The organism is Chloroflexota bacterium (assembly GCA_020850535.1).
Taxonomy (GTDB): domain Bacteria; phylum Chloroflexota; class UBA6077; order UBA6077; family JACCZL01; genus JADZEM01.
Map to the genome: position 1 here is coordinate 21,804 of JADZEM010000022.1, position 15,103 is coordinate 36,906.

12 protein-coding genes are annotated in these 15,103 nt (G+C 69.8%); 8 read left to right on the forward strand and 4 right to left on the reverse strand.

Annotated elements, in window-relative coordinates; translation table 11 throughout:
- Positions 1-13 precede the first annotated feature (13 nt).
- The gene (locus IT306_04035) at positions 14-556 is read right to left on the reverse strand and encodes a zinc ribbon domain-containing protein (protein ID MCC7367566.1); all 543 of its coding nucleotides are present in this window, start codon (positions 554-556) and stop codon (positions 14-16) included.
- Positions 557-782: 226 nt separating this feature from the next.
- Here IT306_04035 and IT306_04040 point away from each other — a divergent pair, with 226 nt between their 5' ends.
- The 8 genes from IT306_04040 (at position 783) to aqpZ (ending at position 10,951) form a co-directional block, all read left to right on the forward strand.
- Complete coding sequence (locus tag IT306_04040; GenBank protein MCC7367567.1) at positions 783-1,451, forward strand: cyclase family protein; 669 nt, start codon at positions 783-785, stop codon at positions 1,449-1,451.
- Positions 1,452-1,471: 20 nt separating this feature from the next.
- Positions 1,472-2,758, forward strand: coding sequence for an O-antigen ligase family protein (locus IT306_04045; GenBank protein ID MCC7367568.1), 1,287 nt, complete (start codon positions 1,472-1,474; stop codon positions 2,756-2,758).
- 394 nt (positions 2,759-3,152) lie between these two features.
- Positions 3,153-4,640: an O-antigen ligase family protein gene (locus IT306_04050; protein MCC7367569.1), complete on the forward strand. Its 1,488-nt coding sequence runs from the start codon at positions 3,153-3,155 to the stop codon at positions 4,638-4,640.
- A complete protein-coding gene (locus IT306_04055; GenBank protein MCC7367570.1) occupies positions 4,637-5,749 on the forward strand; it encodes a flippase-like domain-containing protein in 1,113 nt (370 codons plus the stop codon). Before IT306_04050 ends, IT306_04055 begins: the two co-directional genes overlap by 4 nt.
- A gap of 9 nt (positions 5,750-5,758) precedes the next feature.
- Entirely contained in the window at positions 5,759-6,955 is a 1,197-nt protein-coding gene (locus IT306_04060; protein ID MCC7367571.1) for a glycosyltransferase family 4 protein, read from the forward strand.
- Between the two features lie 216 nt (positions 6,956-7,171).
- A complete protein-coding gene (locus tag IT306_04065; GenBank protein ID MCC7367572.1) occupies positions 7,172-8,353 on the forward strand; it encodes an MFS transporter in 1,182 nt (393 codons plus the stop codon).
- Between the two features lie 323 nt (positions 8,354-8,676).
- A complete protein-coding gene (locus IT306_04070) occupies positions 8,677-9,897 on the forward strand; it encodes an MFS transporter (GenBank protein ID MCC7367573.1) in 1,221 nt (406 codons plus the stop codon).
- A gap of 292 nt (positions 9,898-10,189) precedes the next feature.
- Positions 10,190-10,951, forward strand: coding sequence for an aquaporin Z (gene aqpZ, locus IT306_04075; protein ID MCC7367574.1), 762 nt, complete (start codon positions 10,190-10,192; stop codon positions 10,949-10,951).
- A gap of 325 nt (positions 10,952-11,276) precedes the next feature.
- Here the strand turns inward: aqpZ and IT306_04080 are convergent, their stop codons facing one another.
- The 3 genes from IT306_04080 to IT306_04090 form a co-directional block, all read right to left on the reverse strand.
- On the reverse strand, positions 11,277-11,684 hold the full coding sequence (locus IT306_04080; GenBank protein ID MCC7367575.1) for a cobalamin B12-binding domain-containing protein: 408 nt from the start codon (positions 11,682-11,684) through the stop codon (positions 11,277-11,279).
- Between the two features lie 23 nt (positions 11,685-11,707).
- Entirely contained in the window at positions 11,708-13,861 is a 2,154-nt protein-coding gene (gene mce, locus IT306_04085; protein MCC7367576.1) for a methylmalonyl-CoA epimerase, read from the reverse strand.
- A gap of 122 nt (positions 13,862-13,983) precedes the next feature.
- Positions 13,984-15,054 carry a hypothetical protein gene (locus IT306_04090; protein MCC7367577.1) on the reverse strand — a complete coding sequence of 357 codons (1,071 nt, stop codon included), beginning with the start codon at positions 15,052-15,054 and terminating at the stop codon, positions 13,984-13,986.
- Positions 15,055-15,103 lie beyond the last annotated feature (49 nt).

The window sequence follows — 15,103 nt, forward strand, 5'->3', positions numbered from 1 at the left end:
CCCCGGGGCGAGGTTAGGCACACGAGCACCGGAACGCCTGCGCCGCCCCGCACCAGACGCAGAACTGCGCGCCGTCCGGCAGCGCCCGCTCGCAGTCGCTGCAACGAATGGGTCCCGGCTCTCCTGACGCCCGCCGCTCGGCACGGACCTGCTCGGCCGCCTGATCGATCCAGGCGCCGCCGTCCTCGTCGCGGAGCGGATGCAGCGCCCGCGTCTCATCCACGAGCGTATCCACGCGCTTCGCCACCTCTGGCGATGACGTGTACTTCCAGGACTCAGGCCACGCCTGCACCTGGAGGTAGCCCGCGTTCGTCAGCGCCGTCTCGAGCGACGCCCAGACATTCAGGCAGTCGTGCGGCTCGTCCCGCGGCGGCGTGCCCACCGAGTACGGTACCTCAAGAGCGTCACGCGTCCTGGTCATCAGCGTGACGACCGTCGAGCGATTAACCCGGCCGCGCGTCGTCAGGCAGCCGGCGAGCCGAAGCAGATCGTACAGGTCGCCGGCCGAGGTCGCAGCGTATACCAGCCGTCGCAGGGCGGTCTCTGGGCGCGCCACACTCACGCTCTCAATGCAACAAATGGTCTGGGGCGGCCTAAGCGTATCACGAGTCCCGCTGCTCAGGGTGCCTGGCCGGCCGCCCAGCGCACACCGGTGAGCGGGTAGACTCCAGCACCACGTCCCGGCACGGCCCACAACATCTGGCAACCTGCAGACACGCTATCTGGCAACCTGCAGACACGCTGCCCTGCGTGGCCACACGCGGCAGGAGGGGACTCAGCCGATGCGCCTGATCGATCTCTCGCACACGATCACCTTCCCGCACTGGCGCTGGAAGCCGGAGCGGCACATCACCTCCTCCCACGCGAACGGCGACCTGTTCACCTCCAGCCGTCTGCACACGCCGCTGCACGGGTTCACCCACGTCGATGCGCCCGCGCACTTCCTGCCCGGCGCCCGGACCATCACCGAGATGCCGCTCGACCAGTGGTGCGGCCCGGCCGCCGTGGTCGATCTCTCCCACCGAGGAGCCGACGACGGCATCACCGCCGCCGACCTCGACCAGCATGGTCAGCATATCCAGGCCGGCGACATCGTGCTGTTGCGGACGGACTGGGACCAGAAGACGGCTATCAACACCCGCGAGTTCTGGACAACCGCGCCCTGGACCACTCGCGAGGCCGCCGAGTGGCTGGCCGCCCGCGATGTCCGTGCCGTCGGCTACGACTACCCGCCCGATCCGTCCCTGCGGATGAATCCCGAGCACCCGGGCAGCATCCCGCGCGACCAGCACGTCACCCACGATGTCTTCTTCCCGCGTGGCATCACCGTCATCGAGTACCTCGCCAACCTGCGCGCCATCCCGACGCCCCGCACGATCTTCATGGCGCTGCCGCTCAAGGTGGACGGCGGCGACGGCTCGCCGGTGCGGGCGGTCGCGCTGGAGCTGTGACGCCCGCGGAGACCAGCGCGGTGACCGTCCAGCGACTCTGGCAGCGGCTCCTGCTGGCCATACTGGCGGCGGTGGTGGCGGCGCTCCCGTTCTACCGCTTCGGGCTGAGCCTCGGCGGGCAGAGCCTCGCCCCCCACGAGGTGCTGCTCCTGCTGGCAGCGGCGGTCCGCGGTGCGCGGTGGGTGGCGCAGCGGAGGGGGTCAGGGGGTGAGGGCCTCCCGGGCGGTGAGGCTATGAATCTCCCCATCGTCCTCGTGCTGGCCTCTGCCCTCCTCTCGCTGCTCGCAACCGAGTACCTGCGCCTCAGCCTCCGCGAGCTGCGCACCCTGATCGTCGAGCCGCTGCTGTTCTGGTACCTCTGCCGCCTGACCGTTCGCTCGGCCAGCGACGTGCTCTGGCTGGTCGGGGCGCTGCTGGTGAGCACCACCGTCGTCGCCATCCTCGGGCTGGTGCAGTTGGTGGCTGGCGGGGCCGTCACCGACGTGCAAGGTGTCCGGCGAGTGCTCGGAACCTACACCTCGCCGAACCACTTCGCACTGCTGCTCGGGCGGGCGCTGCCGTTCTGGCTGGCGCTCGGGTGGCAGCTCCCGCGCTGGCGACCGTGGGCCATCGCCGGCGGGCTGCTCTGCGCCGGGGCGCTCGGCGCGACGTTCTCGGTGGGGGGCTGGCTGGCGAGCGGCCTGGCCCTGCTGGTCGTCGTCGGGCTGCTCGGCGGCCGGCGGCTGTTGCTTGCGCTCGTGCTGGCCGGCATCGTGGCCGGCGCGGTCGTCTTCCTGGCCGCGCCCGTCGAGCGGCTGGCCGGCCGCCTCGACCCGCGCCAGGGCACCAGTTTCGTGCGGGTCCAGCTCTGGCAGACGGCCGCCCAGCTGGTCGCGGAGTCGCCGCTGCTCGGCATCGGCCTGGACAACTTCCTCTACCGGTACCCCGCCCTGATGCCGCCCGGCGCGTCCTTCGAGCCGAACCTGTCGCACCCGCACAACCTGGTGCTCCAGTTCTGGCTGCAGCTCGGCGTCCTCGGTCTCATCGCGCTGATCTGGCTGCTCTGGCGCTTCCTCCGGCTGACCTGGAGCGCAGCTCGGGCCGACCAGGGCAGTTCCGCCCAGGACGGTACGGCATCATCGCCGATCCAACACGCGCTGGCCGTCGGCGCGCTCGGCAGCATGACCGACTTCGTGGCGCACGGCCTCGTGGACAACGGCTACTTTCTGCCAGACATGGCGGTCATCTTCTGGCTGACGCTCGCGGTGGCCGTCGTGGCCGGACGCCGGCCGCCCCCGGCTCCACGGTCCACCCAGGACCTGACCTGACCTGACAAGGCGATGGCATGTTCGTTGCTATTCCCGAGACGCCGTCAAGCGGTCGGGGCTTTCAAGCCTCGACGATGCCGCACGACGCGCTCACCATGCGATTGCCCTGCCTGACCCGATCGTCGCCCTGACTCGACAGAGGGAACTCGTGTACAATCTCCACCCGCCGCGCCCACCAGCGGTCGAGCGGCTCGCGTGACCCCGGCTGGCCCATACCTATCGGCTCGGGCTCGTCCAGCGTGTCGCGCACACGCTCCCAGCGGGAGGCTGACAGCTTGCGAGCTTTGATGCGCCGCGCGGCACCGGAGGACCGTCGCCCTGCAGGCCGGCTGGCCCCGTGTACGACGGCCCATCGTCCTGCCTCCGCGCCAACCAACGCCTCCGTGGACGCCCGTTGAGCACATCGCTATCCCACCGCGCCACGAACGGGCTGACGTTCAGCGCGGCGCCGCCGGTCGTCAACGGCCCGCTCAGCCGCCCGACGCTCGTCAAGGCGCTTCTTGGCCTGATCCTCGTCCTGGTCGTCGGGGTGATCCCGCTGCCGTGGATGGTGGCGGTCTACGGCGCGCTCGTGCTGCTGATCGCCATGGTGATCTCGCCGATGATCGGCCTCTACGCCGTCCTGTCGGCGATCCCGTTCTCGCCCACCTTTGGCCTGGAGGACGCCGCCTTCAGCATCTCGGCCTTCGAGCCGCTGTTGCTGCTGGTCATCCTGTTCTGGCTGCTCCAGGGGCTGGCCCGCAAGCAGATCGAGCTGCCGCGCGAGGGGCTGTTCGGCAGCATGGCCCTGCTCCTGGCCCTGCTCTTCCTGGCGGGCGGGTTCGCGGAGAGCCTCCCGCTGGCCTTCAAGGAGACCCTCAAATGGGTGCTCCTGGTGCTGGCCTACGTCTACACCCGCGTCACCATCCGCGACGAGCAGGCGGCCCGGGCCGTCCTGGCCGCCCTCTTCTTTGCCGGGGCCGGGCAAGCCTTCATGGGGCTGGTGCAGTTCGCGGTGCCGCTGGGGCCGCCCGGGTTCGCCATCGGGCCGTTCATGCGGGCGCACGGCATGTTCGGCCAACCGAACCCGTTTGCCGGCTACCTCGGCACGATCTTCCCCATCGCCCTGGCGATGGTGCTGATCCCCCATCCTGGCCGCTTCCGCTGGATCGCCGTCGGCTGCGCCGCGATGATCGGCCTGGGCATCTTCCTCAGCCTCTCGCGCGGCTCCTGGCTCGGCCTGGCGATCTCGCTCGGCATCATGGGGCTGGTCTGGAGTCCGCGGGCGCGCCGGCTGGTGCCGCCGCTGATCGGCATCCTGGCCCTGACGGTGGTGCTCTCGATCCTCGGGCTGCTGCCGCCGGCCATCGCCTCGCGCATTACGTCGGTCACCGAGAATTTCGGCATCTTCGACGTGCGCGACGTGCCGCCGACCTCCGACAACTTCGCGGTAGTCGAGCGGATGGCGCACTGGCAGGCCGGCTGGTACATCCTTCGAGACTACCCGTTCCTCGGCGTCGGCCCTGGCAACTACCCCACCGCGTATGAACGGTATTACATCCCGCCCTGGCGCGAAGCACTCGGCCACGCCCACAACTACTATCTCAACATGGCAGCCGAGGCGGGCATACCCGGTATGCTCGCACTGCTCCTGGTGCTCGGCATGGCGTTCCGAGGCCTGAAACGTCGGATCCAGGCGACGAGTCCCTCAGCGCTGGCACGCGGGGATGTCGCGCTGGATCCACCATATGCGCCAGCCTTCACCCGTGCGCTGGCCCTGGGACTGCTTGGCAGTCTTGCGGTCTTCTGCATCCACAACCTGTTCGACAACCTGCTGGTACACGGCGTCGGCATCCAGATCGGCGTCTTGCTCGGGCTCATCGGAGGCGTTTCACATCGGTGACTGAAGAGACGTTGACCAAGGTGCGGACGCCCCTGAGCGCCGCCCCAGCACACCCCACGCTGCCCACCGCCGAGGTTTCCGCCGCCGAGCCCGACCCGCTCGCCCGGCGCTTCCTCAACATCCGCACTGCCGCATCGTTCGTCATCGGCCTCGCGATTCTCGGCTTCGTGCTCTCACGCGTGGACGTGAACGTCGGGGAGATTACGGCTCGGCTCGCCCAGACGAATGTCAGCCTGTTCGCCGCTGCCATGGCGCTCTACTACCTGACGTTCCCGGTCCGGGCGCTCCGCTGGCAGCAACTGCTGGCGAACGTCGGCTACACCAACGGCGACGACGGCACCGGCGCCGACAACGGGCGCGTTTTCCGCCTCCCCTCGATGATGGGCCTCGCGGAGATCGTGCTGCTCTCCTGGTTCGCGAACTGCATCGTGCCCGCCAAGCTCGGGGATGCCTACCGCGCCTACCTGCTCAAGAGTACGTCTGGCGTCTCCTTCTCGAAGACGTTCGGCACCATCCTCGCCGAGCGCATCATCGACACGCTGCTGCTGTTCTCGCTGCTGGCCCTCTCGGTGCTGCTGGCGTTCTCGGGCGCGCTGCCGCCGGAGATTCTCAGCATCATGCAGGCCGGCCTGGTGCTGGTGGCGCTGGTCATCGGCGGCCTGATGGTGATGCGGAACCTGGGCGGGTTCATCGCGCGGCTGGTGCCGAGGCGCTTCCGGGGCCACTACGCCATGTTCGAGCAGGGCACCCTCGGCTCGTTCCGCGCGATGCCCCTGGTGCTGACCTATTCGATCGTCGGCTGGGCCATCGAAGCCGGGCGACTCTACCTCGTCTGCCTCTCGCTCGGGCTGACCAGCCTCTCGCCGGCCATCATCCTGTTCGTGGCACTGGCCTCGGCGCTGTTGACGACCCTCCCGATCACGCCGGCCGGCCTCGGCTTCGTCGAGTCGGCCATCGTCGGCATCCTGCTGCTGGCGGCCAACTTCGGGCTGGCCCCGGGCGTTGACCAGAACATGGCCGCGTCGGTCGCCATCCTCGACCGGGTCATCAGCTACTGGAGCCTGATTGTGACCGGGGTCGTCGTCTATCTCCTGACGAAAAAACGGTAACCTTTCCGTATGGTGCTCTCGACTCCGACCGCTTCCCCGCCGGTGGCATCCCGGCCGCTGAAGATCGCCATCGACTACACCTCGGCGATCAACCAGAACGCCGGCATCGGGCGGTTCGTGCGGAGCCTCGTCAGGTCCGTCGTCGCGCGGGACACGACCGACAGTTTCCTGCTGATGCATGCCACGCCGAACCCCGGGCGGGCCGCCGTCTACCCGGCCGGCCAGCGCATCTCGAAGCGCGTGCTGCGGGTCAACGAGCGCTGGATGAACATCCTGTGGCACCGGCTCCAGGTGCCGCTGCCGGTGGACTGGCTCACCGGGCCGGTCGACATCTACCACTCGCCGGACTTCGTGATGCCGCCGGTCCGCGCCGCGAAGTCGATCCTGACCGTCCACGACCTGGCCTTCCTGCTCTACCCGGAGTGCGCCGACGCCCGGCTGCGCGCCTACCTTGAGCGCACCGTCCCGCGCTCGGTCCAGCGGGCCGACTACGTGGTCGCAGACTCCGAGAACACCCGCAACGACGTGATCTGCCTGCTGGGCATGCCGGCCGAGCGGGTGACGGTGGTCCCGGGCGGCGTCGATCCGAGCTTCCAGCCCGTCACCGACCCGGCCCGCATCGCTGCGTTCCGCCAGAGCATCGGCCTGGACGAGTCAACGCCGTACATCCTGTTCGTCGGCGTCATCGAGCCGCGCAAGAACCTCGTCGGGCTGATCGAGGCGTTCGATCTGCTCAAGGCCCGCCGCCAGTTGCCACACAAGCTGGTGGTGGTCGGGCGGCGTGGCTGGCTCTCGGACGGCACCATGCAGCGGGCGGACCGCTCGCCCTACCGCAACGACATCGTCTTCCCAGGCTTCATCCCGGACGGCGAGCTTGCCACGCTCTACTCAGCCGCCGAGTCGTTCGCGTTCCCATCCCACTACGAGGGCTTCGGGCTGCCGGTCCTGGAGGCGATGGCCTGCGGGACGCCGGTCGTCGCCTCGCGGGCCAGCTCCCTGCCGGAGGTCGTCGGCGATGCCGGCATGCAGGTGGACCCGGACGACACCGAGCGGCTGGCCTCGGCGCTGGAGCTGCTGGCCCTGAATCCGGAGATGCGCGCCGACTTCAGCGCGCGCGGCCTGGAGCGCGCGGCGACGTTCACCTGGGAAGCCGCCGCCGACGTCATGATCGACGTGTACCGCCGGGTGGGCGCCGGACTGCCGTAGCGCCCTCGGCAGGGCGCGCCGGGGCTGGCCGCGCACCAGACCATCTGAGCTAAGCTACGCGCACACACGCCGCGCGGCCAGCGGACTCGGCATCGTCCCTGACCGTGCGCGGGGCGCTGCACAAGGGAGGGGACCATTCCGACGGACGTCGGGCGGCTGCGCGTCGCCCTGGCCACGCCGTGGGTGCGTATCGCCGCCGTACTGATCGCAGCTCAGGTGGTCTCTGAGATCGCGTTCAGCTTCGCGATGCCCTTCACCCCGCTCTATCTGCAGCAGCTCGGCGTGACCGACCTGGCCGAGGTGGGGTTGTGGGCCGGCGTCCTGGCCGGCTGCTTCGCCGTGGCGATGGGCGGGATGGCGCCGATCTGGGGCATCCTGGCAGACCGCTTCGGGCATCGGCGGATGATCCAGCGCGCCCTCTTCGGGGCCGGCACGGTCATCGGGTTGGTGGCGTTCGTCCAGACGCCCGAGCAGTTGCTGGTCCTGCGCATCCTGCACGGCGCGATGACCGGCGTCGTGACGGCCATCGCCACGATGGTCTCGCTGACGACGCCGCGCCAGCACCTCAGCACGGTGCTCGGGCTGCTCCAGGCGGCGATCTACCTGGGGATCACCCTCGGACCGCTGCTCGGCGGGGCCTTTGCCGACCACTTCGGGCTGCGGGCGTCGTTCGGCTGCACCGGCGTGTTGCTGGTCTCGCTGGGGCTGGCGGTGACGTTCCTGGTGCCAGATCTCAGCAAGGAGCAGGTCCGCACTGAAGCGGGCCGGGCCGGCGCTGGCGGCGCGGGACGCCAGAGGCTGATGACGCGCGAACTGCTGGCCGTCATCCTGCTGATGGCGCTGACCAGACTGGCACAGAACGGACCGCAGCCGTTCCTGCCGCTGTTCGTCCAGACGCTGGTTCACACCGAGGAGGGGTTGGCGACGACGGTCGGCATCCTCCTGGCGGCGACGGGCGCGGCATCGGTTGTCTCGGCGCTGCTGATCGGCCGCCTGAACGACAGGTTCGGTGCGCGCACGGTGCTGGTGTGCGGCCTCCTGCTCTCGGCTGGCCTCTCGGCGGTCCACGCGCTGGCCGGCACGGTCTGGCAGCTGCTGGTGCTTCGCATCGCGCTGGGGCTGGCGCAGGGCGGCAGTGGCCCTGCCATCCAGGCGCTGATGATCGATGTGACGCCTCCCGGCAAGCGTGGGGCGGCGTTCGGCGTGTTGACCACGGCCAACGCTGTCGGGAGCGGTGGCGGCCCGATCCTCGGCAGCTTCGTGGCGGCAGCCTTCAGCATCCCGGCCGTCTTCCTGGCGACTGCGCCGGTGCTCGGCGTCGCCGGCTGGCTGGCGGCCCGCCTGCGCCCGACCGGCCGCTCGGAGACGGCGACGCCCGCGGCCGCTGCCGCCCGCTGACACGTGTGCGCTGTGAAAGCGCACGGTTTGACGCTGTCATGGACACTTCATGAAAGCACGCTGGTCGGGACCGCTGGCACGCGCCCTGCAGGGCGGGCCACCGCCCAGAATTCCTGGGGTATGATCGCTCATCTGCTACGATGGTGCGCTTCGCCTGTTTGCCTCGTGCGGCGACAGTCGGCTGGCGGACCGATCCACGGTTTTCCCGCCGGGCGGCCACCTGGCGATGCGTCCAGGTCCGCCCGGCCACGAAGGACAGCACAGCCATTCTGACGCCAATCGAGAAGTTCAGGCGCGGCCTTTCGACGCCGTGGGTGCGAACGGTGGCCGTTCTCTGGGTGGCGCAGGTCATCTCGGAGATCGGCTTCGGCTTCGCGCTGCCGTTCACGCCGCTGTTCGTGCAGCAACTGGGCGTCACGGACGTGAAGGAGGCCGGCCTGTGGGCCGGCTTTGCGGCGGCTTCCTTCGCCATCGCGATGGGCCTGATGGCCCCGCTCTGGGGCCATCTCGCAGACCGCTTCGGCTACCGGCTGATGATTCAGCGGGCGTTCTTCGGCGCGGGCATCTCGCTCGGCTGCATCGCCTTCGTGCAGACTCCCGAGCAGATGATCGTCCTGCGGATCCTGCACGGCGCGCTGACGGGCGTCTTCACGGGCATCGCGACGCTGGTCTCGCTGACCACGCCGCAGCACCATCTGGGGACAGTCCTCGGCATCATGCAGTCCGCACTGTTCCTGGGCATCGCGCTCGGGCCGCTGCTCGGCGGGGTGTTCGCAGACCAGTTCGGGCTGCGGGCGGCGTTCGGCGTGACGGGGCTGGTCCTGAGCCTGTCCGGCATCCTGATCGCGTTCGTGGTGCACGAGCCGGAGCGCACCGCCGAGCCGGTCGACGAGGCAGCCGCCGCCGGCGATCCGATCGACGCTGGCCGCCTCCGTCGTCAGTTGCTCACCGTCGTCGGCCTGATGGCCATCGTGCGGCTGGCGAACGTGGCCCCGAACCCGATCCTGCCACTGTTCGTGCAAAGCTTGGTCCCATCCACCGAGCATCTCGCGTCGACGGTCGGGCTGATGCTGGCCGCGACAGGGGTCGCCTCGACGCTGAGCGCCATCGTCGTCGGGCGGCTGGCCGACCAGTACGGTCGGCGGGCGGCCCTGCTCGGTTGCTGCCTGCTGACGGCGCTGCTCTGCCCGCTGCACGCCTTCGTCGGCTCGGTCTGGCAGCTGATCGCGCTGCGGACGGTGGTCGGGCTGACCCAGGGCGGCATGGCGACGGCGCTCCAGGCGCTCCTGGTGGACATCACGCCGCCGTCAAAGCGCGGCGCAGCATTCGGTTGGATCACCACGGCCAGCTCGTTCGGCAACGGAGCGGGGCCGGTCGGCGGCAGCTCGGTGGCAGCCTGGTTCGGCGTGCAGGCCGTCTTCCTGGCGATGACGCCGCTCTACGTCGTGGCCGCCGCCGCGCTGTCCTGGCTGCGGCCCGGTCGTGCGGGATCGGACGACGGATCGACGCCGGCAGAGGCGACGGCCGCCCGGCCAGCGTCGTAGCACACCCCTCGTGGCACGGCAGACTCGCACCGCCCACCCTCCAGCCGCCCGGAGCGCCGATCCGCGCCACCAGCCGCCGACGCGAGCCGACCAGCGGAGCTCGCACGTGCCCTGGCCGCGGCCACTGTACTCCCGGTCGCAGGTGCGCTTCCGCGCGGGGTACGATGCCGTTGCTGGGATCGACGGGGGCGCACCAGCCGTTGCCTCGGAAGACTGTCTGGGGCGCCACGTTCGCCGTAGTCAGGTCGCTCGACGCGCGGTCCGGGCGACCCGGTGTGGGAGATGACCGATGATTCCGCTGAGCCGTCGCATTTCGGTCGAAGCGCTTGGTACGTTCTGGCTCGTGTTTGGGGGCTGCGGGAGCGCCGTGCTCGCCGCCGCGTTCCCGCAGGTGGGCATCGGCCTGCTCGGCGTGTCGTTCGCATTCGGGCTGACGGTACTGACGATGGCCTACGCCATCGGGCACGTCTCGGGCTGCCACCTGAACCCGGCCGTGTCGCTCGGCCTCTGGGCTGGCAAGCGCTTCCCGACGAAGGAGCTGGCCCCGTACATCGTCGCGCAGGTCGTCGGGGCGATCGTCGCGGCCGGCGTGCTGTACATCATCGCCAGCGGCAAGGCCGGCTTCGAGGTGGGCGGCTTCGCGGCCAATGGCTACGGCGAGCACTCGCCGGGCGGCTACTCGCTGGTGTCCGCCCTGGTGGCTGAGGTCGTGCTGACCTTCATGTTTCTGATCATCATCCTGGGGGCCACGGACGGCCGCGCCCCGAAGGGGTTCGCCCCGATCGCCATCGGCCTGGGGTTGACGCTGATCCACCTGATCGGCATCCCGGTCACCAATCTCTCGGTGAACCCGGCTCGCAGCACCGGCCCGGCGCTGATCGTCGGCGGGTGGGCGCTGGCACAGCTCTGGGCGTTCTGGGTCGCCCCGATTGTCGGCGCGCTCGGGGCGGGCTTCGCCTACTCGTGGCTGGCCTACGAGGTCGGGGAGCCGGTCGTCGGCGACGCTTCCACCGGCGCCAACTCCCGCCCGAACCAGCGGCGCCGCCGCCGCTAGCCCGAACCACATCGCACGCTTCACGGCGAGTGGCTCGGCAGGCGTCAATCGCAGGATCGCTCGGTGCCCATCGTCATCCCGACCGCGGCGAGGAACGCCCTCCCGTCCGTCATCCCGACCCCATTCGGCACGCTCAGGGCAAGCTACGCGAGGCACGAGCACACCCCTCTCATCATCCCGACCGCGGCGAGGCACGAGCGGAGGGATCTTCTCCTTCTGTAGCGTGAGGAAGATCCCTCGACTGCGTTCGCACGCTCACGTCGCTCGGGATGACGGGGGAAGCGTCGGCAGTGACTCGGCCCGGTCGTTCACGACGGACAGGCGACTATCGGTCGGCGGTGGCGCGCTCGCCCTCCAGGCTCCTGAGGAACTCGATGGTGGCCGTTGTCGGGCTGCCAGGGCCGAAGACCGCCCGCACCCCCATCGATTTCAAGGCTGGCATGTCGTCGTCGGGGATGATGCCGCCGGCCCAGACGGCCACGTCGTCCACGCCGCGCGCCTGCAGCTCCGCGAAGATGCGCGGGAACAGCGTCAGGTGCGCCCCGCTGAGGATCGAGAGGCCGATGGCGTCCACGTCCTCCTGCAGCGCCGTCTGCGCGATCATCTCGGGCGTCTGTCGGATGCCGGTGTAGATCACCTCGTAGCCCGCGTCGCGGAGGGCGCGCGCCACCACCTTCGCGCCACGGTCGTGGCCGTCCAGCCCCGGCTTGGCGATCAGGATACGCAGCGTCATGACGATCCCTCCGCGTCGAGGTGCTAGGCAGTCGGCTTGTCTGATTCGGCGACGGGCGGACGCGCGATCGTGACCGTCGGCGTCTCGTCGTCCACGGCCTCAGCACTCACAGGGGCCTCAGTGCTCGCAGCGGCCTCGGCGCTCGGCGCAGTCTCAGCAGATGCAGCGGCTTCGGCGCTCGGCGCGGTCTCAGCAGATGCAGCGGCTTCGGCGGGCACGGCGGCTTCGGCGGGCGCAGCTACCGGCGCGCCCACCGGCTGCTGCGCCGTCAGTCCGGGCCGCGTGTAGCCGCCCGCTCCGCGAACGATCGGCTGCGTGATGACCGTTGCAGCCTCGGCCTCGTCGGAGGCCGACGCGGACTCGGGGGCCGGCTTCGGCTGCACCGGCTGCGCTGCCATCAGGCCGGCCCGCGTGTACCCGCCCGCGCCTCGGATGATCGGCCTGGTGATGACGACCGGCGGCTGCTCTTCAGCAACGGCCTCAGCTTCGCCCTCGGGCGTGGGCAGCTCGTAGCCACTCGTCTGCGCCAGCTCCACCAGCACGCCATCCGCCAGCACCGGCGGCATGAACGACACCAGCCCGACCGCTCCCGGACGCGGCACCGGGTCGATGAACGTCGCCCCCTTGCCCTCGTAGTACCGCATCGACTTCTCGACGTCCTCGACCTCGAAGCAGATGTGGTGCAGGCCCGGGCCGCGCCGGTCCAGGAACCGCGCAACCGTCGAATCGTCGTGGAGCGGCTCCAGCAATTCGATCTCGGACGGCCCGGCCTTGATCAACCCAACCTTCAGCCCGCGATCATCCAGCGTCATCGTGGTGATCTCGTCCAGGCCCAGGATGTCGCGGTAATACTTGAGCGCCTCGTCCAGGTTGTCCACGGCCACCGCGACGTGATGCAGCTTCCGCGGCGCGCGCATCTGCCGCTCCTCTTCGGGCGTCGGCGGCAGCACGATGGTCGGGGTCTTCGTCTCCAGCGTCTCGGGCACGTCGGCCGCCGTCTCCTCGGCATCCGCCGCCACCTTCAGCGGACGCTCGCCACGCAGGATACTGCGTGCGATGACCAGCCGCTGAATCTCCGAGGTGCCCTCGTAGATCTCGGTGATCTTGGCGTCGCGGAAGTAGCGCTGGACGGCGTACTCGCGGCTGTAGCCGTAGCCGCCGTGGATCTGGATCGCCTTCGTGGTGACCCACATCGCCGTCTCGGACGCCGAGAGCTTCGCCATCGCCGAGGCTTTGGCGTACGCCTGCCCTTTCGCCTTGAGCACGGCTGACTGGTACACCAGCGAGCGAGACTGCTCGATGCGGACCTGCATATCGGCCAGCATGAACTGGATCGCCTGCAGCTCCGAGATCGGCTGCCCGAACGCCTGCCGCTCCTGCGCGTAAGCCACGGCGGCGTCGAAGGCCGCCTGCGCGATGCCGAGCGCCTGGGCCGCCACGCCGATCCGCCCGCCATCGAGCGAGGTCATCGCGATCTTGAAGCCGTCGCCCGGCGCGCCCAGCATGTTGCCGACCGGCACGCGGCAATCCTGCAGGAAGACCTGGGTCGTGGCCGAGGCGCGAATCCCAAGCTTCTTCTCCTTCGGCCCGCAACGGATGCCGAAGCGCCAGTACTCGACCAGGAACGCCGCCGTCCGCGTGCCGTCCTCGTCCTCGCCGGTCAGCCGCGCGAACACCAGGTACAGGCCGGACTCGCCGCCGTTCGAGATCCAGTTTTTGGTCCCGTTCAGCACGTAGTAGTCGCCGTCCCGGGAGGCGGTCGTTTGCATGTTGCGGGCGTCGCTGCCGGACTGCGGCTCGCTGAGGCAGAACGAGCCGATCAGGTCGCCGCTGGCAAGCCGTTTCAGATAGTCGTTCTTCTGCTCGTCGGTGCCGTACTTGAGGATCGGCTCGCAGACCAGCGACGACTGCACCGTCAGCACCACCGAGTGCGAGGCGTCGGCCCGGGCGATCTCTTCCATCGCCAGGGCGTACTCGACTGTGCCGCCGCCCTGGCCGCCGTACTCCTCGGGCAGGGTGAGGCCCATCAGTCCGAGCTTCCCCATCATCCGGACGGTCGCGGTGGGAAACGTCTCCTGCTCGTCGTGCTCAGCGGCCACGGGAGCGATCTCACGCTCGGCGAACTCGCGCACCGTGCGCCTGAACAGCTCCTGTTCCTCGGTGAGCAAGACGTGCATCAGTGCCTCCTGTCGGCCGCTTCCCGGCCACCAGGATTATAGTTGCCGGAGAGCGCCGCCTCGGATGCAGCAGGCGGCGTGCCGGGCTGCGTACCTACCGATCAGCCCTACCCGCGAACGGGTCAGCCGCAGCCCCAGACCATCTGGAACATCGGCGCGGGGGTCCCCTCGCCAATGGTGATCAGCGCCTTGCCGTCCGCCCGGTAGGTCACCCCTTCAGACTGCACGCCATCGTTCAGCCTGGAGACGCGCGGCTTGCTGTTCCAGATACTGGCCAGCGTGGCGTCTGGCGGAACGTCGTACTCCAGGCTGCTGCCGTAGGTGCGGATCACGACGCGACTGGCGTCCGGGGCCACTGCGCCGTCGTTCACCACATCCACCTTGACGCCAGCATCACTGATGTCCAGGTTCGCCACCCGTTCGAGCATCAGTTTCTTGCGTGGCTCCAGCGGGACCGGCAGACGATAGACTATCGCTCGGCCGATGTGCTCCTTGGTCACGATCAGCAGCTCGCCGGTCCTCGGGTGGATCAGCAGCGCTTCGGCGTCGTGGGCGCTGTCAGGGTAGGTCAGGGTGAACGCCTCGGCGTCGTCGGTCCGCCCGCTGCTGGCCTTCGCGTTGAGCGGGAACGGCTCTGGCTCGGACACGCGGTAGATCGTGATCTCCTTGCGCTTGCGGTCGTTGTCCCCGATGTCCCCGATGTACAGCGCTGGCGCGCCGTCCTTGCCCGGCCCAAGCTGGAGCGCTTCCCAGTCCTCATTCTCAGCGCCGGAGACGCGGAAGCTGCCACGATTCCGGCCCTCGTCGTCCAGGGCGTAGAGCGTCGGGCTGTTCCCCGAGTCGTTGAGGGTCCAGTAGACCCCCGGCCAGCGCTGACTCGCCACCAGCGCCGAGGCCTCCTTGATCGCCCGATCCTGGGCCTGGGCCAGCCGTTGGGCGGGGGCGTACTGGCAGCCGAGCGCCCCCGGCGAGACTGTGGCGGCCGGCTTCGCAGCGGCCGGCGAGGCGGGCGCTGCAGTCGGTGCGGACGCGGTGGTCGGGGGAGCCGGCGGCGACGTCGGCTTTGCTGGGGCCGCCGTCGGCGCGGGCGGGCTGGTCGGCGGGGCAGGCGCAGTCATCGTCGGCGGTGGCGGCGCGACGGTCGGCGCCGGGCGGGCGCCCAGGCCAGGAAGGCTGCACGCGGTCAAGAGCACGGACGCCACTACACCCAGATACGCCAGCCGCCTCGGCAACAGTCGCCCC